Annotated in this window: 21 protein-coding genes; 8 read left to right on the top strand and 13 right to left on the bottom strand. The window is 41.5% G+C overall.

Annotated elements, in window-relative coordinates; all coding sequences use genetic code 11:
- Position 1: 1 nt before the first annotated feature.
- Together DW959_RS01955 and DW959_RS01950 are read left to right on the top strand one after the other, a co-directional pair.
- Positions 2-229 (top strand): helix-turn-helix transcriptional regulator, encoded by a 228-nt coding sequence (locus DW959_RS01955; RefSeq protein WP_008400533.1) that lies wholly within the window; start codon positions 2-4, stop codon positions 227-229.
- Positions 226-1,188: a hypothetical protein gene (locus tag DW959_RS01950; protein WP_118615218.1), complete on the top strand. Its 963-nt coding sequence runs from the start codon at positions 226-228 to the stop codon at positions 1,186-1,188. The genes DW959_RS01955 and DW959_RS01950 overlap by 4 nt, the downstream gene beginning before the upstream one ends.
- A 541-nt stretch (positions 1,189-1,729) precedes the next feature.
- On the opposite strand, the gene DW959_RS01945 is transcribed toward DW959_RS01950, so the two are convergent.
- The 3 genes from DW959_RS01945 to udp all read right to left on the bottom strand — a co-directional run bounded on the left by DW959_RS01945 (position 1,730) and on the right by udp (position 3,968).
- The gene (locus DW959_RS01945; protein WP_118615214.1) at positions 1,730-2,776 is read right to left on the bottom strand and encodes a hypothetical protein; all 1,047 of its coding nucleotides are present in this window, start codon (positions 2,774-2,776) and stop codon (positions 1,730-1,732) included.
- 22 nt (positions 2,777-2,798) lie between these two features.
- A complete protein-coding gene (locus tag DW959_RS01940) occupies positions 2,799-3,050 on the bottom strand; it encodes an acyl carrier protein (RefSeq protein WP_008400537.1) in 252 nt (83 codons plus the stop codon).
- Between the two features lie 141 nt (positions 3,051-3,191).
- Positions 3,192-3,968 carry a uridine phosphorylase gene (udp, locus tag DW959_RS01935; RefSeq protein ID WP_117808513.1) on the bottom strand — a complete coding sequence of 259 codons (777 nt, stop codon included), beginning with the start codon at positions 3,966-3,968 and terminating at the stop codon, positions 3,192-3,194.
- 372 nt (positions 3,969-4,340) lie between these two features.
- On the opposite strand from udp, the gene DW959_RS01930 reads away from it, so the two are divergent.
- Positions 4,341-4,598: an HPr family phosphocarrier protein gene (locus DW959_RS01930; protein WP_008400539.1), complete on the top strand. Its 258-nt coding sequence runs from the start codon at positions 4,341-4,343 to the stop codon at positions 4,596-4,598.
- A 185-nt stretch (positions 4,599-4,783) separates the two neighbouring features.
- The gene (locus tag DW959_RS01925) at positions 4,784-6,064 is read left to right on the top strand and encodes an ABC-F family ATP-binding cassette domain-containing protein (protein WP_347475297.1); all 1,281 of its coding nucleotides are present in this window, start codon (positions 4,784-4,786) and stop codon (positions 6,062-6,064) included.
- A gap of 190 nt (positions 6,065-6,254) precedes the next feature.
- Here DW959_RS01925 and DW959_RS14990 read toward each other — a convergent pair whose 3' ends face one another.
- A complete protein-coding gene (locus DW959_RS14990) occupies positions 6,255-6,506 on the bottom strand; it encodes a hypothetical protein (protein WP_347475296.1) in 252 nt (83 codons plus the stop codon).
- Here DW959_RS14990 and DW959_RS14985 point away from each other — a divergent pair.
- On the top strand, positions 6,439-6,627 hold the full coding sequence (locus tag DW959_RS14985; protein ID WP_347475301.1) for an ABC transporter C-terminal domain-containing protein: 189 nt from the start codon (positions 6,439-6,441) through the stop codon (positions 6,625-6,627). The two genes, DW959_RS14990 and DW959_RS14985, sit on opposite strands and share 68 nt — an antisense overlap.
- 37 nt (positions 6,628-6,664) lie before the next feature.
- Here the strand turns inward: DW959_RS14985 and DW959_RS01920 are convergent, their stop codons facing one another.
- Complete coding sequence (locus DW959_RS01920) at positions 6,665-6,844, bottom strand: DUF6472 family protein (RefSeq protein ID WP_021944461.1); 180 nt, start codon at positions 6,842-6,844, stop codon at positions 6,665-6,667.
- 216 nt (positions 6,845-7,060) lie between these two features.
- Between DW959_RS01920 and DW959_RS01915 the strand changes: the two genes are divergently transcribed.
- Complete coding sequence (locus DW959_RS01915) at positions 7,061-8,320, top strand: transglutaminase domain-containing protein (RefSeq protein ID WP_117822491.1); 1,260 nt, start codon at positions 7,061-7,063, stop codon at positions 8,318-8,320.
- A 56-nt stretch (positions 8,321-8,376) separates the two neighbouring features.
- Here the strand turns inward: DW959_RS01915 and DW959_RS01910 are convergent, their stop codons facing one another.
- Genes DW959_RS01910 through DW959_RS01900 form a run of 3 tightly spaced genes read right to left on the bottom strand, consistent with a single transcriptional unit; the run spans position 8,377 to position 11,658 of the window.
- A complete protein-coding gene (locus DW959_RS01910; protein WP_021944463.1) occupies positions 8,377-9,072 on the bottom strand; it encodes a hypothetical protein in 696 nt (231 codons plus the stop codon).
- A 58-nt stretch (positions 9,073-9,130) separates the two neighbouring features.
- Positions 9,131-10,276 carry a hypothetical protein gene (locus tag DW959_RS01905; RefSeq protein ID WP_118615211.1) on the bottom strand — a complete coding sequence of 382 codons (1,146 nt, stop codon included), beginning with the start codon at positions 10,274-10,276 and terminating at the stop codon, positions 9,131-9,133.
- A gap of 29 nt (positions 10,277-10,305) precedes the next feature.
- Positions 10,306-11,658 (bottom strand): triacylglycerol lipase, encoded by a 1,353-nt coding sequence (locus DW959_RS01900; RefSeq protein ID WP_118615208.1) that lies wholly within the window; start codon positions 11,656-11,658, stop codon positions 10,306-10,308.
- 152 nt (positions 11,659-11,810) lie between these two features.
- On the opposite strand from DW959_RS01900, the gene DW959_RS01895 reads away from it, so the two are divergent.
- Complete coding sequence (locus tag DW959_RS01895; protein ID WP_118615205.1) at positions 11,811-13,169, top strand: citrate synthase; 1,359 nt, start codon at positions 11,811-11,813, stop codon at positions 13,167-13,169.
- Positions 13,170-13,782: 613 nt separating this feature from the next.
- Here DW959_RS01895 and DW959_RS01890 read toward each other — a convergent pair.
- The 5 genes from DW959_RS01890 to DW959_RS01865 form a co-directional block, all read right to left on the bottom strand.
- Positions 13,783-14,745 (bottom strand): beta-ketoacyl-ACP synthase III, encoded by a 963-nt coding sequence (locus DW959_RS01890; RefSeq protein ID WP_117784645.1) that lies wholly within the window; start codon positions 14,743-14,745, stop codon positions 13,783-13,785.
- A gap of 157 nt (positions 14,746-14,902) precedes the next feature.
- Complete coding sequence (locus tag DW959_RS01885; protein WP_118615202.1) at positions 14,903-16,258, bottom strand: AAA family ATPase; 1,356 nt, start codon at positions 16,256-16,258, stop codon at positions 14,903-14,905.
- 364 nt (positions 16,259-16,622) lie between these two features.
- Entirely contained in the window at positions 16,623-17,063 is a 441-nt protein-coding gene (locus tag DW959_RS01875; protein ID WP_008401623.1) for an Hsp20/alpha crystallin family protein, read from the bottom strand.
- A gap of 214 nt (positions 17,064-17,277) precedes the next feature.
- On the bottom strand, positions 17,278-18,651 hold the full coding sequence (locus DW959_RS01870) for an MFS transporter (protein ID WP_118615196.1): 1,374 nt from the start codon (positions 18,649-18,651) through the stop codon (positions 17,278-17,280).
- Positions 18,652-18,667: 16 nt separating this feature from the next.
- On the bottom strand, positions 18,668-21,706 hold the full coding sequence (locus DW959_RS01865; protein WP_118615193.1) for a glycoside hydrolase family 2 TIM barrel-domain containing protein: 3,039 nt from the start codon (positions 21,704-21,706) through the stop codon (positions 18,668-18,670).
- Positions 21,707-21,925: 219 nt separating this feature from the next.
- Here DW959_RS01865 and DW959_RS01860 point away from each other — a divergent pair, with 219 nt between their 5' ends.
- Positions 21,926-22,792 (top strand): AraC family transcriptional regulator, encoded by an 867-nt coding sequence (locus DW959_RS01860; RefSeq protein WP_118615190.1) that lies wholly within the window; start codon positions 21,926-21,928, stop codon positions 22,790-22,792.
- Positions 22,793-22,811 lie beyond the last annotated feature (19 nt).

Raw genomic sequence — 22,811 nt, 5'->3', positions numbered from 1 at the left:
TATGGCAATTAAGATCAATCTAGAAAAAGTCTTAAAAGAAAATAATATGACTTCTAAAGAATTATGCAAAAAGATCGGCATAACCGAAGCAAATCTTTCCATTTTGCGAAGCGGAAAAGCAAAAGGTGTCCGATTTACAACCATCAATAAAATATGTTACTACCTGCACTGTGATGTAGGCGATATTCTGTCATTTGACGGAAATCTTGATGAGGAGGAAGAAGCATGAAGAAATTTTTATCTATAAGTATACTGACCATTTTAGGTCTGACTGTCCTTTCCGGCTGTCAGCTTGCAAAAAAAGAAAATACTCCATCGGCAGTTACCAAGCATCTGGTTGGTATCTATTGTACAGCAACACCTCTGGATGATCAGGAAGAACCGATTTCCTGCACATATGATCAGAAAACAGATACTTTCAAACCGGATAATCCCGATATCTCCGGCTGCTATCTTGCTGCAATTAAAGTTGATGTATCCGAAGAAGAAGGAGATTTCTATTATTCGTTCTGTTCCGATATGATGGCTGAACCATCTATAAACATTTCCGGTTCCGATGGAACGAGCACTACCTCCTATGAATCTTCATCCCATACACTAATCGGTCAAAGCAATTATATATATCCGCCTGATGATACCACAGAAGCTTCCTTATCCCTTTCCGGCACTCTCTATGTTGATCCGGACAAAACAGATTATTCCACAGATTCAGATCTTTATTATATCTATCTGAATCTAATCTATCAGAAAGAAAATGGTGATCTCTTTATAACACCCGGCTCTCCTGTTTCAATCATGAACGAAGGCGAATCAACGACTCAGACCTTCTCCGAAAGCTACACAGAATCAGGCATCGATTCCAATGCCACTACAACGAATACGATCTCCCTTACGGTACGATCCATTTCAGATCCTGTAGACAGCTACACCTTCTATGGTATGTCCGATGACAATACCATACTTTGGAGCGACACACAAAAAGCAGCCACCCTCACCGATGAACCGATATCCTTAAAAGGTGCTTCCTATCTGCTCATAAAGGAAGTGTCCACCAAAGGCATCGTATCCTACGATGTCCTTGCTCATACGGATGATGACGCAGAAACCACAGATCCTGACTACCGCAACCGCTATATCTCAACTGACAGCTTTTACTATCAGCCTTCAGAGATCCATATTGTAAAATAACCGGACGAAAAATATAGTCGGCTGTCCGGCACAGATACTTTTCATTCCGCAAGACGCTCTCGCTCTATTCTCATGTAGCGGTACTAAGCTCCCACTTCCGTGGATCGCTAAGAACCGACATTCGAACAGGCTTGCTTCATGAAAATATCTGTTGCCGGACAGCCGGCTATATTTTTCTGGCTTTGGTTCTTCCACAAACAGAAAACACCACGGTATATATTCAAGGAACAGAACTCAGGCCGGGCTTATACCTGTTATCATGTAAAACTAACATAATATTAGAACTTTGAACTAAAAGGAAGAGTAACATTACTATTATGAAGCAAGCCTGTTCCAACGCCGGTTCTTAGTGAGTCGCCGTAGGCGAGGAACTTAGTACCGCTGCGTTGGAATAGAGTGCAAACGACTTGCGTAATAATAGGTAATGTCACTCTTTCTTTTTTAGTTCAAAGACCTTCGTATATGTTTTGCGTAATAATAGATATAAGCCCGGCCCGAATTCGTCCCTTAAACATACACCGTGGTGTTTTCGTCTGCTACTTTAAAGTCTCTCGACAACCTTGTTGAGGACCTCAATCTCTTTGGTCTTTGCGGTCATGATATACTTCTCAAAACGATCAAGGCAGTTCACATTTCCTGTGATGGATGTCTTGATCAGAAGGTTTCTTGCTGTCAGCATATTGTTGACAACCTCCATGTACTCGTCAAGAATCTCATTATCATAAGCCAACACACCTTTTGCCATCATATACTTCAGACGTTCATTCATCAGAACTTTATGATCGTATAACAGGTGAAGCGCACGGATATCAAAATCAGGCTCATCTCCTGAAAGCTGCTTTTCGATCTGCTTATATACTGCATCGTATACATTTACACCGAATACTGTATCTGAGAAACGATTTCTCATCATACGGAAATGATTCTTGGAATCCTTTGCGTCCAGATATTCAACCAATGTATCCTTGATATATGCCACATCCAGATCATAATACATCTCAGCGGTATTCTTCTGGATCACATATAAACCACGTCTGCCTTTATAATCATCCTTAAACATATGATCTTCGGATGCTGTTATGATATCGTAACCCCGCTTAACATCCTCAAAAGATACAGTTGAATAAGAATAATGCTCACCAAATGTGAAATCACCAACATGGAATTCTTCCTTATCCTTATCATAGCCAAAAATAAATAACTCATGTGGGAATTTGTAATCTGCACCGGAATCGCACAGGATCTTTGCCTCGTCAAATACACCATAGACATATCCGTTCAGGTCGATCGTTTTAATAATGAAGTTAATGATATCTCCACAGTAGCTCTCTACCTGCTCTTTTGTCATCAGTGAGAACAGAAGATATGGACACTCCTTCAAAGAACTGCTTCCCGGCATCATATCTGCCAGAAGCATCTCATCTCCTGTGAAAATCTCCTCAATATTATAACATCTAAGCTGGATGTAATTGCTGAAGATCCAGTTCTTAGCTTTTTCGTCATCCCCCAGAATTGAGAATAATGTTGCATGCCACTGCCATGATGTAATCATCGGGTAGCTGACTGGCAATATCTTTTTATTGCTCATGATTATACCTCCCTTATCTTCTCTAATTCAACTTGGCTGCAACAGCGGCAACCACATCATTCATATCATAATACAAGCCCAATGCAAGTTCTGAATCCTGAAATTCAATATTAAAATCATTTTCAAGCTCTACGATCAACTGAATAATTGATACAGAATTAACCCCATATTCTTTTGTCAACTCGGCTGTCATGTCAAGCTTGCTGATGTCGATCTCCGGCATAACACAAGCTACAGCCTGTAAAACCTTTGCTTCCAAATCCTTTCTGTCCATTACTGACCTCCTATCTGATATTTTGGAACCCGGCATATTATATCGTCAGGTTCTTTTTGTTAATATTTACCAAATACTGTTATTAACATTGTATATGTTTTAACACTTTTTTTCAATAACTTCTTACTATATTAATAGCTTTTATTCTTTCCCCGCATCCAGAATCATCTGCCTGACTGCCTCAACTGCGGTCTTTACTGCCATGTCCGTATCGTATGCCAGTGGATTTTCAAGCCCTGCTGCCTTCCGCTCCTGATTTCCAACCACCAGATAACAGGCTCCGACCTTCACGCCCAGATAAGCACCTACGATAAATAACGCCGCTGACTCCATCTCGGATGCCAGACAGCCCATCCGCTTCCATGCCTCCCATTTGGCTTCCAGTTCATAGGACACCGGCTTGGTTCCCGGCTCATGCTGTCCATAGAAGGAATCCTTGCTCTGAACAACTCCGGTATGGTATCGAACTCCGGTCGTCTCGCAGGCTTTTGTCAATGCCTGAATGACCGGATAGCTTGCAACCGCCGGATATTCGATCGGAGCATATTCCTTTGATGTACCCTCCATCCGGACAGCACCGGTTGCCACCACGATATCTCCTCCCATGATATCTAACTGCATCGCGCCACAGGTTCCAACCCTTATAAATGTATCCGCGCCACAATGCACCAGTTCCTCCAATGCGATCGCTGCTGATGGTCCGCCGATACCTGTCGATGTTACACTGACCTTCTCGCCCTCCAGATATCCGGTATATGTCACGAATTCCCGGTTGTCCGCAACCAGCTTTGCATCATCCAGATAAGCTGCAATCTTCGCTGACCGCTTCGGGTCCCCCGGCAGGATCACATATTTTCCGATTTCGTTCTTCCCTGTCTTTATGTGATATTCCCGTCCTGATTCTTCCTGATAGATCATACTGCCACCTCCGTTTCTGTCTGCTTTTGTTCCGGTCAATCCCTGTTTTTTACAGCTATTTACAAAAGCAGATACATATCAACTGCTATTTACCTGTATTATACCGAAAATATACACCAAAATCACCAATTTCTCCTATTTTGTACAAATTTTTCATAGCAATTTGTAACACCATTACAGTTTTACTACATATAAATGAATATCCTTAACTTAAAAATGCCGATTTTTGAATTTCTTTAGGATAAAATTTCTATCCGCTTTAAAAAATTTTATAAATTGGTAATAATTTTGCTTTTTGTTCACACTTTCATAATTTGACTTTAGCAAAAAAAAGGATTATAAATTGTTCAACAAATCAAGGAGGCGAGTTTTATGGCTAAATCAACTGACATTAAAGTAAAATTAAGCAGCGTTGATGAAGTAAAGCAGTTTGTAGATGTAATGAGAGGATATCATGGTGATGTCGATATATCAGCTACAAACAAAAACTATATGGTAGATGCAAAATCTATTCTTGGTGTTATCAGTCTCGATCTGAGAGATGAATTAACCGTAAAATTCTATGATGGTATTTCCGATTCATACATGTCAACACTGAAGCCTTTCATCGCTGAACCAGCAGTCGCATAAGGCAACTTACATTTAATAAAAGGAATATACGACAAACAGAAGCTATAAGAGCAGTCGTAAAAAAGGATATCCGGTCATGATTACCGGGTATCCTTTTTTCATTGTAAGGAAAAGGGTTATTGACGTAGCTAGAAAACCATCATAAAATGGATAAGTAAATTTGAATAATGATTTGAGGAACACAAATGAACTTATTAACAATGAAAAATATTCATAAAGCCTATACAGACAAGGTTCTCTTTAAGGGAGCCGATTTTTCTGTCAACACCGGTGATAAGATTGGTGTGATTGGTATAAATGGTACGGGAAAATCCTCCTTGTTAAAAATGATTGCCGGTATCGATACCTGCGATGCCGGATTGATCGTGAGAGGCAATAATGTTGTTGTCAATTATCTTCCACAGAGTCCGACTTTCCATGATGATGAAACAATCTACGAACATGTTATCACGGCAAACAGCACAGAAGAAAATAAGTGGAGCATTGAAGGAGATGCACGGGCACTTCTGGATAAGCTTGGATTCACAGATACCAGCATCTCGGTTTCCAGTCTGTCCGGCGGTCAGAAGAAAAAGGTAGCCCTTGCCGCTGCCCTTCTTTCAAGCTGTGATATTCTGGTTCTTGATGAACCAACTAACCATCTGGATAATGATATGACCGAATATCTAGAGGACTATCTGAACAACTACAGGGGTGCACTGGTCATGGTCACACATGACCGTTATTTTCTCGATCGTGTAACAAACCGGATCGTTGAGATCGACAAAGGATACATCTACAACTATGATGCCAATTATGAAGGCTATCTCATGTTGAAAGCCGAACGTGAAAATATTGCGCTTGCCACCGAACGCAAGCACCAGAATATTCTCCGGAAAGAGATCGCATGGATCCGCCGTGGTGCGCGCGCAAGAAGCACCAAACAAAAGGCTCATATCAAGCGCTATGAAGCCCTTGCAGCCGAAGAAATGATGGAAGCTGATAAGACAGTAAATCTCAGCTCAATTGCCAGCAGACTTGGAAATAAAACGATAGAACTTCATAATATTTCAAAAAGCTTTCCGGGACTTACTCACCCACTCATCGAGAACTTCTCTTATAATTTTCTGCGTAATGACAGAATCGGTATTACCGGACCAAATGGCTGTGGTAAATCAACCCTTATGAAGCTGATCACCGGCAAGCTGGAACCCGACTCCGGTATCATAGAGATCGGTGAAACCGTAAATATCGGATATTTCTCACAGGAAAATGAAATGCTGGACGATAACAAGATTGTACTGGACTATGTGAAGGAAACCGCAGAATATATCCGAACCGTCGATGGATATATGTCGGCATCTACCCTTTGTGAGGAATTCCTGTTTGACTCCACCCTGCAGCACCAACGGATCGGCAAGCTGTCCGGCGGGGAAAAGCGCCGCTGTATCTGCTTAAGATCCTTGCCGGCTCGCCGAATGTTCTGATCCTGGATGAACCAACCAATGATCTGGATATATCAACACTCTGTATTCTGGAAGATTATCTGGATACCTTTCAGGGCATTCTGATCGCAGTTTCCCACGACCGGTATTTCCTTGACCGTGTTGTAAAACGGCTGTTTGTCTATGACGGCTATGGACAGATCAGGCAGTTTGAAGGAAGCTATACCGACTATTATCTGGAATATGGAACATTTGCAAATTCTGTAAAGTCCGGTTCCGGTTCTGCAAAGCCTGCTCCGGCTTCCAAGGGAAAACCTGCAGCAGATATTTCAAAATCAGAAACAGCAGAAAAGGATACCGCACCGAAACGTGCAAAAACCAAATTCACTTTTAATGAACAGCGTGAATACGATACCATAGAAGACGACATTGCTGCCTGTGAAGAAACCATTGATGGACTGGACAGGGAAATCGCAGCTTCCACAACAGATTTTACAAAGCTGAATCACCTGATGGCAGAAAAGGAAAATGCCGAACTGAAGCTGGAACATCTGATGGAACGGTATGTTTACCTTACAGATCTTCTGGAATCCTTTAAAAAATAGGTATAATCATAATAAATAAGAAAATGAGGAGACAGGCTTACATCTGTTTCCTCACTACTTTATACTCATCATCTAACTGAAAATATGGACAGCTTTCATATGAGCTCGTTATAAATCTGGCATAATCATCTTCATCCATATTCACCATGCATTCCGAAAAATCATCTTCTTCATCATACACATAGTGTGCGCATAAATCACAACTCGCTGCTCCCATAAGCACCTTCCTTCTTGTCATTTTTCCAAATTAATTTCCTGTTTTCAGTAAATATTACACATATTATTTCCAATTTGCAAGTCCTATCCCATAATATATTGTTCATGCCTACAGAAAAGAGTTTTTGACTGGCAATACTTTCCATATTGTGATATTATTAAGAAAGTATAATTTTATAACTTTTCTGATATAGAAAAGAAACTGGGGTGCGTAATTATGAGGAAAAAACTACTATTATTTATAATAGCTGCTATTTTTACTTTTTCAAGTATGACAGTCCTCGCCGCAGAGGATACCGCAGACAAAAATGCAAAAGATAAAAAGTCTGCCGCAGCTACCATCGATACTTCTTTATACTATTATAACAATTTCGATAACGATGCTTACCGGGATGCTTATAACCAGTTAAAAGAAGCAGCAGATGCATTTCACAATTCAAACCAGAATGCGGAATACGAAAATGCGAATACCGAAAACAGCTACTATAAAGCATTTTCGATCAATGTTACAAGCAAAACATGGGAAGTTATCGGTCCGACAGGTATGCAGGCAGTTATCAATGCCTTTCTGGCAGATAATCCTACATACTTCTGGATGTCTCCTTCCTTTAATTACAGTACCAAGTCTTTAGATGGCGGTGCTGTATGCTATAATGTCGAGATTGTCTGTTATAATGATTATGCAAATGGAAGTTCCAGACAGGTCATTAAGAATAACATTGATATCTCCGTATCAAATCTTGCTGGCAATCTGGAAAAAGATCTTCCTGATTACCAGAAGGAATATCTGATCCATAATGCGATCATTGAAGATACTTACTTCCAGGTCAGCAATGAAAACTCACATTCCGGATTAAGCTGGTCCTATACAGTAGATGGTATTTTCAACGCAAAGCATAAGACAGCAACTTCATTTGGATATGCCAAAGCATTCAAGGCAGTTATGGATGCCACCGGTGTAAAATGTATCTATGTAGAAGGAAATACCAAAGAAAACGATGATTCTACCTATAATTCACATGCATGGAACATGGTTTATCTGGATGATGGCTGGTATATTGTAGATCTTGCGTATGATCATCCGGAAACAACCTCCGGCAAAAATGTTCTGATCTATGATTATTTTAACATTACCAGTGATGAAGCATCCGATCTGAATCCTGCATCTGACTGGCTGCCTGGTATTCCAACCTGTACCGGTACGGCTCACAGTATCGACAGCATCCAGTCTACACTGGAAGCTGAAAACATCTGGCAGGAAGACAATTACAATTTTTTCGATAAAATACTGGATAAATACGGTGTGTCCGTTGTCCTGATCAGCCTTGGTGTTATCATAATCCTGATCGTCACTTTGGTTAAACGGATTCACAAAAGACGGAAAGCAAGACGTGTCGAAAAGATTAAGAATACAAAGACCGTAACGATCGATCATTCCGAACTGGATGAGGAACTTCGTCGTCCACCACTGTCATAATAAAAAAGTGGAACTATACCTATGATAACAAAGGTACAGTTCCACTTTTTTTCTTATTAATTTCCTATGATCAGCCAGGAGGTCAGGATTCCCAACAGGCGTTCATCCGGGTGTCCTGTCTCTGTTAAAAAGATCAGGCCAATCCTTTCATGATCTCTTCTGCTTTCTTCATAGTATTTCTTAACATTCATAACTTTTTCATCATATGCAACAAAGCGGAAACGTTCAGACGGATGTTTCTCCAGCTCAATATATTCCTGAAGATCCCGAAACCGGGTTTTCTCATCAATATGACAATTTGTGTCTCCCAACAAATACGGAAAAATACAGTTGTCACTGAAATCTCCCACTACCCTTTTATCTTTCAGGATTGGCACATGAGAAATATTTCTGTCATTCATGATCCGGATAACCGGCATAACCGGATCATCCAACGAACGCCATACCAGATTATTAAAGGGTACTGCAATATCCATACACCGCACCGGATTCTTAATACGATCCAGCACCATTTCCAGAAGCTCGATCATCTTCTTGCCCGGCTGTACAGCAAATTCCTCATCCAGCCGTTGATTATGCTGCAGCAGATTTCTCACTTCTCTGCAATAATTCAGTTCAAACCGGATATCCTTGAATTCACTCCGCTTCTCCAGCTTGGCAACCGCCGAACCATCCGGCGGAAGTTTGAATTCATTGATTGCTGCATTTTCCAGCTCCTTGTATTTATCAAGGAAAATTTCCGTATTATCCATAATGACATCCTCCCAATTTCTGATCTGATATCAGCCAGCAAGCTACACCCGAAAGTGTTTATTTTAAATAATTAAAATCACCCAGATTATCAATGGATATCCAGGTTCCTTCGTTTATGATCGTCTGAACCAGTTCATCATTTTCATCCATTTCCTTACTGCTGCAATCATCAGAAACTTCATATAATATACCGTTATTGATCAATACATTTGCTGTTTTCTTATCTTCATCCGGATAATATACATATACTCCATTATCCGATACCGCATATCCCTTATCCCGGTTATATGCACGGATTGCCAGCGCCGCATTCTTCATATCCCCTTCAAAGCCATATACGGTAACTGTAATATCCTTTGATGATGAATTATTGCTCCAGTCTGTAACACGAAGTGTACAGTCCAGATCTCCGGTCTTTGTTGTATCGATCTGACGGTTGATCGTAAGTTCATTGGTCAGATTCGGCTGTGAATCCTCTACTGAATAGTAATCCAGCAGATCGACCTGCTCATTTATGAAAACGCCCAGATTATCCGGTCCGATAATTTCCGGGAAATCTCTGTCAACTACTTCAAGCGTAAGTTTTTTCTTCTTTTTCAGCTTTCCGCATTTTACTATATAGCTCACTTTATAGGAACCAATCTTCTCCGGTGCAAAATCCGCTGTATCGCAGGTAACAACCGCCTTACTGTTCACCGGCTCTACATATGCCGTGATATCAAATTTCGAACCCAATACATATTCGCTTGAAATCTGCTTTACCTTGAGATAGCGGCCACGCATAATGCCATTTACCATAAAAAGCAGAATAATGCCTACAACAACTGCAAGCAGCAATGTAAACTGATTTGCCGTTATTCTCCTGCGTCTTCTTTTTTGTGGCTGTGTCTTTCTTCCTGATGTATTGTTTGAACGTACGCTGCCAGTGTTGGCACTCTTTGTTCCGTTACCTGAATGTGCGCTGGTGTTTCTTGCGCTGCCTCCATTGCTTCTGGCTGCGGTATTTTTTACACCACTGCCTGTTCTATTTGAATGCGCACTACCAGCACTTGTGCCACTACCCGGACGTGTACTGCCAGTGCTTTTTGTCCCGTTACCCGGACGTGTGCCGCCAGTGCTCTTTGTTCCAGTTCCCGCCGATCTTTTCTTCACTACTGCATTTGATACTGCGGGCTTCTTTACATTTTTATTTTCCTCACCCATTTTATTACCTGCTCCTTTTCTTTTATATATCAATATCCCTTTGTTTTTAAATCATGAACCAGTTTCACATAAAATTCCCGGACATCAAATCCCGGAATATTTTCCCGGTTTAGATCGATCACATCTCCATGCGAGATTCCGCGCTTCCCCTCCACTGTCAGGTATTTGAAATCTGCTCCCCATGGGAATGATTTTTCGCCTACCAGTCCATCATTTGCTCCATCAAAATATTTTACCAATCGATATGTATAATTCAGCGGAAATCTGCCATTTCCTGCCACATTCTGCCTCGAACCAACGCTCTGATATAACACGCCCTGTGCATCATGTAATTTATCATTTAGGACTTTACATGCCGAAGCTGTCAGATCTTTTACTCCCAACAGAAAATCCGGCGAATCATCGCCCAATTTTTTAAATACTGCATTATACGCTTTTGCCACGCTCTGCTGCTCTTTTTCCGGAACAATATTTAACAGATAATCTGCAAATTCACATCCCCGGTGCGGTGTATTTATCGTTGTTAGTGATGCAACATACCGATCTGTACCAAGTTCTGATAAGGCATAGCGCATATCCAGACCACCTTTTGAATGTGCGATCACATTTACTTTTTCACAGCCCGTTTCAGCTACGATCTCCCGGATTCTTGCATCCAGCTCCTGCGCACATGCCGGAACCGATGCTGCCGACTGGTGATTGCCATAAAAAAGAACTGCACCATTTGTCTCCAGTTCCTTTGGAATTCTTCCCCAGTAATTTAACAATTTGAAATCCCGGAAGAAGATACCATGCACCAGCAGAATCGGGTATTTTGTTTTGCAGATCTGCTCTTTATTCCGTTCCCGATTCAATCGAACCTTATCATTTTCAAATGAAACCTCTCCTATCGTCAAGCGAAGTATCTTCCCAAGTACGACCAGATTTACAACCGGTATCATGCCACATACAGCTCCGATCCCTCTCCATTTGATACCAAGCTGTTCTGACGTCAGATATATCCGGATCATTCCATTCCAGAACACAACTGCTTCCACAAGAATCGCTGTCAATATATGAAATACCCACATTTTCCCATTTGTCGGTATATATTCAGCCGGAAGAACTTTTGCCATACATAAAACGGTATATATAATTGTAAGCACTGTGGATACACAGAATACAAATAGCTGCATACAGCCGTTTCTGCATTTGCTAAGTCTTGGTGTTTCCAGTTTTCCGCACAATACCGTCGGTATTACACAGACCATCCCCGTAACAAGCCATGGAACAATATCGTACAACACGCTATTATAAACTCTGCCTGACAATACCGTACAGGCAGCAAGCCCGACTGCAAGGCTTCCAAAGACTGTAACAACCGCCAATCTCCCTTTTCTCATGTATATCCTCCGTTTTATACACTCTCCTTTTTTGTAACCATACTAATTATACCAAAGCATGTGCTACCATGCTACAATTATTTCATTGCATTCTCTATAAAAAAATGCGATAATGACTTTTAGTATTATCCTATTCACAGGAGGAAATTGAAATGTCAATTAATAATATCGGCCCTTTCACAAAGAGCCATCTGGATATGTGTATCAAAAACAACAGCATTGATGATGCCTTATATGAAAAATATGGTGTAAAACGTAGTCTCCGTGATTTAAATGGTATCGGTATCAATGCCGGAATCACGAATGTCTCTCTTAGTAAATCATTTACAACAGATGAAAAAGGCAACCGTGTTCCATGTGCTGGAGAGCTCTACTATCGTGGCTACGAAATTCATGATCTGATCAAAGGATTTTTTCTGGATAATCGTTTTGGTTTTGAAGAATGTACTTATCTCCTGTTATTTGGCATTCTGCCGGATGAAAAGGAGCTTCAGAACTTCAAACAGGTTTTAAATATCAGTTACGACCTGCCACATCATTTCATTCAGGATGTGATCATGAAGAGTCCGACTGCCGATATTATTGCAAATATGACAAAGAGTACACTGGCTCTCGGTTCATACGACAAAAAGATGGGTGACAACTCTCTGGAAAATGTATTACAGCAGTGTATCCAGTTGATCAGTATGTTCCCTCGTCTGGCTGTTTATTCCTATCAGGGATACCGCCATTACGAGCTTGGCAAGAGTTGTTATATCCATAAGCCGCTTCCTGAATTGTCATTTGCCGAAAATATATTAAGTACCCTACGTTCCAATCGGAAATACACCCGTCTGGAAGCCCGTGTACTGGATCTGGCACTGGTACTTCATATGGAACACGGTGGCGGAAGCAACTCAACCTTTACAACACGTGTTGTAACCTCTTCCGGTTCCGATACATATGCAACAATGGCTGCTGCCCTCTGTTCCTTAAAGGGACCTTTAAACGGTGGCGGTGATTATCAGGTTATGGGTATGATGAAAAATATCCGTGACAATGTATCCGATATCACAGATGAGGAAGAAGTTGGCGAGTATATCCGTAAGATTGTCAACCGGGAAGCATATGACAAGACCGGTATCGTATATGGTATGGGACATCCATTCTATTCCATATCCGATCCCCGTGCTCTGGAATTCAAAAAATATGTAAAGCTTCTGGCAGCCGAAAAGGGTATGGACGAAGAATATGCCCTTTATGAGATGATCGAGCGCATTGCACCTAAGATCATTGCCGAAGAACGTAAAATTTACAAAGGTGTTTGTATCAATATTGATTATTACAGCGGACTTCTCTACAAAATGTTAAAGATTCCTGCTGAGATGTTTACTCCGTTATTTGCAATCGCACGAGTAGTCGGTTGGAGTGCACACCGTATGGAAGAGCTTGTTAATTCCTACAAGATCATCCGTCCTGCCTACACCAGCATTGCAGAGATCAAAGAGTATGTTCCTATCAACGAACGATAATATAAAAGAGACTGTAGCAGCTTACAGCTAATCAGTCCTGTCCAGGTGACTTTGAAACGAAATGGAAAATAGCATTACATATTATTCCGCAAGGCGTTTGCACTCTATTCTCACGTAGCAGTCCTAAATTCCCCACCTAACGGTGGCTCATTAACGACTGACGTGAGAAAAGGCTTGCTACATAACAGTAATGCTATTTTCCATTTCTGCTTAATCTGGCATTATCTGGACAGGACTTTATTAATTGTATGCTGCTACAGCCTTTTCTCTCTGTCGTTCATCTATCTCGATCCTATATTGTTATGAAGCAAACCTTTCCGAACGCCGGTACTTAGGTTGCGTCTTTTGCAACCTTATGTACCGCTGCACTGAGGAATGTAACGAAAAACGGCGGTCACCTATGCGATACCAGATTCGCCCTTGTCTCAAGACATCAGCAAGGATTCCGTTATGAATTGCATATACCAGCAAATATGAGTGCTTGTCTGAGCCGTCAGGCGAGTTAGCACAGGAATATTTGCGAATCAGGTATATGCAGTTCATAGGAACCGCAGGGAGTCTTGGCACAAGGTCGAATCTGGTATCGCACAGGTGACCGCCGTTTAGACATTCTCTACCACTCGAGGACGATCGCGCCATAGGTTAATCCAGCGCCAAATGCTGACATTGCAACCTTGTCGCCACGTTTTAAGCCGCCATCACGCACCAGACTGTCGAGCATGACAGGTACACTGGCAGCACTCATATTTCCAGTATATCCAAGTGTCATCGGGAACTTCTCGATTGGTGCTTTTAACCGCTTTGCTACTGATTCGATGATACGGACATTTGCCTGATGAAGAACGAAATAATCAATATCATCGGCTGTCATATCTGCCTTTTCCAGTGCTTCGAGCAGGCACTTCGGGCACTGTCTGACTGCGAATTTGTATACTTCCTGTCCATCCATATGCAGATAATCATGTTCGATCCCATCTTCCGTAAATATATTGTGAGTACGTCTGCTCTCGCAGTTCAGAACCATTCCCTTCTTACCAATCGATCCCTGTACTACACTGATAATTCCCTTGTCGGATTCTTCCAGATACGCTGCACCTGCTCCATCTCCAAACAACACGCAGGTTCCACGATCGTTCCAGTCGAGGATCTTGGATAATGTCTCCGCACCAATTACCAGTGCATTCTTAACAAAGCCTGTCTCGATGTACATTTTTGCCACATTGAGTGCAAATACAAATCCTGAACATGCAGCATTTACGTCAAATGCAATGGCATTGTCTGCACCAAGTTCCGCCTGAACCTGACATGCAGCACTCGGTGTATAATAATCCGGTGTTACTGTTGCAAGCACGATCAGTTCTACATCAATTGCTTCTTTTCCTGCCATCTCCAAGGCTTTCTTTGCAGCCTCTGCTGCCATTCCTGCAGTCGTTTCATGTACTGCGATTCTTCTATTCTTAATTCCGGTTCGGCTGGAAATCCACTCGTCCGAAGTATCTACATATTTCTCAAGGTCTGTATTTGACACATTTTTTTCCGGTAAAAAGCTTCCGGTTCCCATTATTCTTATTGGCATAGGTTTTCCCCTTTGTATTTTTTTATTGTTATATATCCCTCATTTTAGGCTTGTTTTCATTCGGTCTATATATCTTCCTGCATTGTTTAATCCCGCTTAGTATAACATAACATACCAATTCCAGCAATTCCCTGTAAAGAATCTATGTGCATTCCTTTTATAAGTCGCTTAGGTCTATTTCATATATCATCTGATCTGGCTCTTTTTCCTGATGAAAAAAGATGACCATATACCAGGGCAGATATGTGATCCCATTCTCTGACTCTATATTTCCTTTTGAAAAGACAACCGACTCTTTAAATTTCCAGTTTTCAACCTGTAATGCACGATCCAACGCTTTATGTTTATGGTAATCATTTCCAGATTTTACTTCTACAAGCTCAACCGACAAACCTCTTTGTAATACAAAATCTAACTCTCCAATCTTTTTTGAATCATAATAATTCAAATGAAAGCCACCTGCCTGAAGGTTCTGTGCAAACGCATTTTCAAGAATACTCCCCATATTAACATCCACGTTTCCCATTAGCAGATCGAACTGAACATTTTCCATACAAGCCGCACACAGCAAACCGACATCACCCATATACAATTTGAAAAGATTTCTCTTTTCGCTTAACTGCAATGGGGGCTGAGGTTCTGCTACGTTATAACATGCCAGTGCGGCTCCTGCATCTGTCAGCCAATTAAAGCAATCCTCGTATCGTAACATTCTGGCATCCGGATGGATACTACTAAGTTTAAATCTGCGATTTTTTTCATTTAACTGGGATGGAATGCCATCATATATTGCTTTGATCTTTGCTTTCTCATTCTCTGATGCGTATTTTGCAATATCCAATCGATATAAATCCAAAATACTTCTCTGGTTCATAACAACCTTTGCAACATCATGTGTGTCTACATAAATCTGCACATTTTCAGGCATGCCACCCACTACAAGATAACTATAAAAAAGCTTGCTTAATGTTTCATGAACCGTATCTGAAACCCTTGAAGCATTATCATAACATTCTTTTAAATAATCAAATGTTGACTGCTGTATTCCATTTGCCCACATATATTCCTCAAAATCAAGCGGATACATAGGCAATATCTGTTCAAATCCAACCGGATACGAACTGATTTCTTTATAACGCACTCCCAGTAATGAACCAGATTCTATATAATCAAATCTTCCATCCTCAACAAGAAATTTTATCGCAGCTCTGACCTGCGGGCATTCCTGCACTTCATCAAATAAAATCAACGTTTTTCCCGGCTCAAGACTTTTGTGCAAATACGCAGTTATATTTGTAATAATTTCATCAGCAACCAGTTTTCCCTCAAATATTCTGGAAGCATTTTTGTCCGTTACGAAATTTATCTCTGCAAAATGTTCATATTCTCTTGCTCCAAATTCCCGGATAAGTGTTGTCTTTCCAATCTGTCTGGCTCCTATTATACATACTGCCTTTCCTTTTGATTCATTCTTCCACTTTAAAAGCTCCTGATATGCCTTTCTTCTTAACATTTTTCCACCTCCCATATATACCGTCTATAATCAATAGTAACATTTTTCTCAAATTTTTCAAGCCCGCCTGTAACATTTTTCCACGTTTTTCTCCTTATTTTATAACATTTTTCCACATTTTTTACTGTCTGTCTGTAACATTTTTCCTGTTTTAAGGAAACAACTTGTTTTGATATGTTCCGGCTCCTGCAACGATTGCTTACGATGTCTTTCCTGTATGCTGCAAAAACTAAAAAGGGCTGCTGCCCTACGAATGATTCTTCGTAAAGCAACAGCCCCATTTATGATTATTCATATCTGACATTTCTATCAGAAGGAGACAAAATGATTTACTTTAATAATTTTCATACAGGAAGTGAAAGAATTATCCTTCAATTGAGATATATTTGCTTTCCTCAACCTTTGGCTTCTCTTCTTTCTTTGGTACGCTGATCTTTAAAACACCATCTTCAAATTTTGCCTTGATGTCTTCCTTTTCAACTGCCTTACCAACATAGAAGCTACGGCTGCAAGAACCACAATATCTTTCACGACGGACATATTTGCCTTTCTTGTCCTGATCGCCTGTTTCTTTCTTCGTTGTACCTGTGATGGTCAGGTAACCATCCTTCAACTCTGCCTTTACATCTTCTTTCTTGTAACCGGGCATATCAATATCCAGTTCAAATGAACCTTCGGTCTCTTTTACATCTGTCTTCATAATATTAGCAGGCTGTGTATAACCTGTTGTCACTTTATAAGGACGTGCAAAATCATCAAATAAATCATCAAATAAATTTTCTCCAAAAATACTAGGCATCAACATAAGTCATTCCTCCATTCAAATACATACATTTTATTCTTTTGTGTGCTGACCATTGTCAGAACACGTAATTGTTATTTTTCCGGAACTCCGGAACCTCCATCAGTCTCTATCTGATGTCCTCTCCTTCGTTCTGATTATGTTATACCACTTGTATTAGCACTCGTCAATAGAGAGTGCTAATAATTTTTGTGAAAAATCTGTGAAGTCTTGTAGATTATTCTCCTGCACACATTCCCCGCTCTGCCTTAAGCTTTTCATTTGCCGCTTCCACATTCATTCTGGAAAGTATAAGCAGGATTAGTATATCAAATATCAACGGCAGCCACAGATACATGAACTGCATCATATCAAGAGCCGACTGTGGCTGAACCGCCATCGTTCCTTTATAACCGGACAGTTCAAGGAGCCAGCCGACAACCGCCGTTCCGATTCCTCCTCCGATCTTTACACCAAGCGAAGTACAGGAGTACATAGTTCCGTCAACCCGCTTTCCCTGTGTCAGGTAGGTATATTCGGAACAGGAAGCAATAACCGCATTCATATCTCCCTGCCAAGGTCCCTGGCCTAGCGCTGCAAGAGCTGTAAATGCCAGCATAAGCGGGATGTTTCCAATATAGCCGGCAACAACAACCAAGGATCTGCCAATAACTGCTATGATATATCCTCTAAGGTTCAGCTTATACATGCCCTTCCATTTGCCAACCAGCGTCGGTGTAAATATCAGTGCTATAATGAGGGGAATATTTACTGCCCAGGCAAACTGCCCGAACAGATTCTTATTCTTAAGAACCCATGTCATATAGAACAGACCCGCACCGATCATGGCACTGTAAAGCTGCTGCAAAATGTAAGTTCCACAGATCATAATATAATATTTGTTCTTAATAAGGAGCTTAAATGCCTGAACCAGACTATACTTCTCCTCGGTTTTCTTCGGCTCTCCATCGTTTAATTCTTCCTCCGGAAGCTCCTTCACAGACAGACCGGAGATCGTATTTACCACAAGACCAACTATCGCATAGATGATTGCTACTAATCTCCATGCCGCCGCATCTCCACCGCACCAGTCCACGAATCCGACCGTGATCGTCTGGATCAAAAGGCTGGTTGAAAATGCAAATATAAACCGATAAGAACCCATCTGAACCCGTTCTTTGCTGTTCTTTGTGATCAGTGAGGTAAGTGCCGAATACGCAATATTATTTGCCGTGTAAAACACACCATTTAACAATGTGTATGCAATGAAAAACCATGTATACTGTGCAGCCTTACCCATACCGGCTGGAACTGCAAAACATGCAACCAGCGTGATTGCACAGCCAATATATCCATAGATCATCCATGGTCTTGCCTTTCCCAGTCTGCTGTGTGTCTTATCAATCAGGGATCCGAAAAATACATCCGTAAATCCATCGAATAATTTGGATACCGCGATCAGTGTGCCGACAATGCCTGAAGCAAGTCCGACCGTATCCGTCAGGTATACCATGACAAAGGATGTCAGAAACGCATATACCACATTTCCCGCGATATCTCCCGAACCATAACCTACTTTATTATACCATTTTAAATATTTCTTCTCTTCCATCCGTATCTCCTCCTAATTAACCCCTCACAAACGGTACCAGCGTGAAATCAAACCGGAACTCATTTTCACTGAACCTGTATTCATCCGAAACAACCGGGCCACAGCTGTTCGAACCGATTCCATTCTGTGCATGATCAATACAGAGCACCGTACTGTCGGCTTCCGTAAGCTCATAATTGTGTTTCGTCTGCGTAAGCACTTCCTGAGTGTAATAAGAGGCATTAAATGAAAATGTATGTTCTGCTGCAACAGCCATTCCATATCGTTGATTTGTCAGTTCCACATAATCACAGTCATAGTGGCTTCCATTCTCCTGCGGCATGATATAGTCCTCATGAAGCTCCTGCACAGAACTTCTGAACAAGCCGTGGCTGGCAGCCCTGTGCTTGTCGCGGTAGCTTTCCTGTGGCCCCATGCCATAATAGGCAGCCTCAGAAAGCTTCTTATCCAGAAACATTCTTATACCAAATCTTGGAAGATCCGGGAGTTCTTCATCTTTTACTGCTGTTATTCCCGCAGCAATTCTGCCTGCGCCATCTATTTTCCACATAATCTCTACATCGATCAGCTTTTGAACGGTTGGAGCTACCACACCTGCATGGCACATGATCATTACTCCGAATTTGTTCTGAAGAATCTGTTCACTATATGCTCTTGTGTATGCCTCATCATAATGAGCCTTCTCCCATTCTGCCCGGATATACATATCGTTATCTGTAGGCGCACGCCAGATGTTAAGCTCCATTGGATGATTCAGATATTCCCTGCCTGCATACTGAAGTCCGCTGAACAAGCCGGTACGCTTATCCAGCCGATATGTGAAGCCATCACCATTTAACACGATCCATGCATCGTCTTCCTCTACCCTGATATCGGATACTTCCACATCCGAAGCCGTCCATTTGGCAGCTGTCTGGTTTCTTCCATCTTTATTCTCAAGCAAAAGTTCATCAAAGCCCAATACATGACCCGCAGAAACTAACGGAAGCTCTTTCTTTAACTGATAAGAAAGCTTCAGATATACTCTGCCTGCCGCAGGAACATCGATATCAAGCCCCACGGTGCAATCACTGTGCGGAGCAGCCGAAGCACCCACTACCTTGCCCTTCTGAACACTTAAGCCATCCTGAGTTACCTCATAACAGATATCCACAAAATCCTGAATATCATCAAAATCCATATAGTTATGAAGGGTAAGCGTTCCTCTCTCCTGATCAAATGACCGAACTCTGACCGGGCGGTAGACATTTTTGTATTCGAGCAGTCCGGTATGCGGGGTTCTGTCCGGATACACAAGACCATCCATACAGAAATTACCATCATGTATCGCCTCTCCATGATCTCCGCCATAGTAATACTTCGTCTTTCCGTTTTCCGCTTGATCATGCGCAACTGCATGGTCGCACCATTCCCATACAAATCCACCGCACATGCGGTCATCACTGTGGATCATTCGGAAATAATCTTCAAAATCTCCGGGACCATTTCCCATGCTGTGGCAGTATTCAACCAGCAGAAATGGTTTGCTTCCGTCCTTTTCCAGATATTCCTCGATCTCTGACAGCGCTGGGTACATACGGCTGTACAGATCCAGATTCTCATAATTATAGGTCACATCATAATTTCTGTATCTTGCACTTTCATACTGGGTAATACGGGATGGATCATACTGCTTCGTCCATGCAAGTGCCTTTTCAAAATTGCAGCCATATGCACTTTCATTTCCCATCGACCACATCACGATACAGAAACGGTTCTTATCTCTCTCGACCATCCGCTTCACCCGGTCAAGAATAGCCGCCTCCCATTCCGGATTGTCTGCAATCTTCTCATTCCACTTTTTGAACCGGTTGTAGTCAGTATCCTCTTTGCGATATAACATATATGGGCCATGTGCTTCTATATCCGCCTCGTCGCATACCATGAAACCATATTTGTCACACATCTGATAAAAATACGGTGCATTTGGATAATGACTGGAACGGATCGCATTGAAGTTGTGCTGTTTCATAAGGGTAAGATCCTTTTTTATCTTCTCCACATCCACTGTAAAGCCGGTTACCGGATCAGAATCGTGCCGGTTGACACCGCGGAATTTGATCTTCTGTCCATTGAAGTAAATAACTTTATCCTTTATCTCTATCGTTCTGACAGCGATATGATCAACGATCGTCTCATTTTCACTCTGCAAAATAAGTGTATACAGATATGGATTCTCGGTGTTCCAAAGTGTCGGCTGTATAATCTCAAATGTGAAAGCTCCGTCATGCTCTGCCTGTCCTTCCGCTACAACCACACCATTCCTGTCTTCGATCGTAACCTTAACCGCTGTCTCCTGATAAAAGCTCAGATTGAGCTTCACCTCAGCCTTTTCCTTTAAAACAGAGGTCGTGATGCGGTAGTCGCGAATGGCGCACTCTGGTCTTTTCAGAATATAGACATCACGGAAAATTCCACTCATCCGAAATTTATCCTGATCCTCCAGATAAGAACCATCACACCATTTCATGACAAGGACAGCGATCGTATTTTCTCCCTCTTTTAAAATGTCTGTCACATCATACTCACTGGTCATATGGGATACCTGACTGTATCCGACATATTCCCCATTTATCCACACATAGAAGCAGCTATCCACACCTTCAAAATTCAGAAATGCCTTTGCCGCATCCACATCCTTTGCATAAGAAAAGGTATGCACATAAGCTCCACACGGTATATCCTGTGGAACATATGGTGGGTCAAATGGAAATGGATAGCGGATATTTGTATACTGGTGTGTATCATATCCTGCCATCTGCCATACGCCCGGAACCTCGATCTCGTCAAATGCTCCGGTGTCATATCCCATCTCATAAAAAGCATCCTTCACATCATAAATACTTTTAAAATATTGGAATTTCCATTTTCCATTTAATAACTGTAACCGATCTGATCCTTCTCTGTGCTCGACCAGATCATCCATCCTACAGGAAGCCGGTACATAGTATGCCCTTGCAGGCTGTGTATTTTCATGTAATACATTCAAATTCTCATAATAACGTGGCACTATCATAAGTCATCCTCCCTTATATGTACTTTTTTGTTTTCGACTATTCTTATGTTTTTGATATTATTTGCAAATATTATCTTGTTATTTCGTTTTGTCTGTATTTATCATACACTTTAACAGCATTTCTGTCTATGAACCGGAATGGACAGAATATGGACAAAATGATACAATATCAATAAATCTTTTTATATTACAATCCTACAAATAAAGGAGAGCTTCATCATGTATATAAATACCGGATACCTGAATCATTCCTATCTTGATTTCAAGGACAAGCGCAGACCGCTTATTGTCGGAAGCTGCGGAACATACCGCTTAAGTGGCGACCCGAAGATGCCTACCTATCGTCCTAAGGGCAGACAGGACTACCAGATCATCTATATCGCATCCGGGCTTGGACATTTTCATTTTGATAAAACTGAGAATGAGACGATCGTTCCTGCCGGCAATATGGTACTCTACCGCCCGAAGGAACTACAGAAATATGAATATTACGGTGCAGATAAAACGGAAGTTTACTGGATTCATTTCACCGGCTCCGATGTGAAGAATCTTCTGAGGAAATATGGATTTAAAGATAACCGGAGAGTATTTCCTGTCGGTTCCTCTCTGGAATATGAACATATATTTAAACAGATCATCCTGGAGCTGCAGCGTTGTCAGGATGATTATGAAGAAATGCTGGCTTTACTGCTAACACGCCTTTTAATCGTATTCAAACGGGAGCTGTCACGCGAACATATCCTGAAAAATGAATATCTGGATCGTGAAATGGACTATGCAGTTTCCTACTTTAATGGAAACTATAATAAAGACATCAGCATAGAACAATATGCCGAATCAAGAGGAATGAGCGTGAGCTGGTTCATACGGAATTTCAAGAAATACACAGGCATGACCCCGATGCAGTTCATCGTATCCCGTCGGATCAACAACGCCCAGCTTCTCTTAGAACAGACGAACTATTCTATAAATGAAATAGCCAAGGTCGTAGGATATGATGACCAGTTATATTTCAGCCGGCTGTTCCGGAAACAGAAGGGCTTCTCCCCCTCTCAATATCGGAAAAGAGGCGCGCATACAGTATAAAAGAAAAAACATTGCCCAG

It is taken from the genome of Clostridium sp. AM46-21, assembly GCF_003480025.1.
GTDB lineage: Bacteria > Bacillota > Clostridia > Lachnospirales > Lachnospiraceae > Coprococcus > Coprococcus ammoniilyticus.
This window is presented reverse-complemented; position numbering and strand designations above follow the sequence as displayed.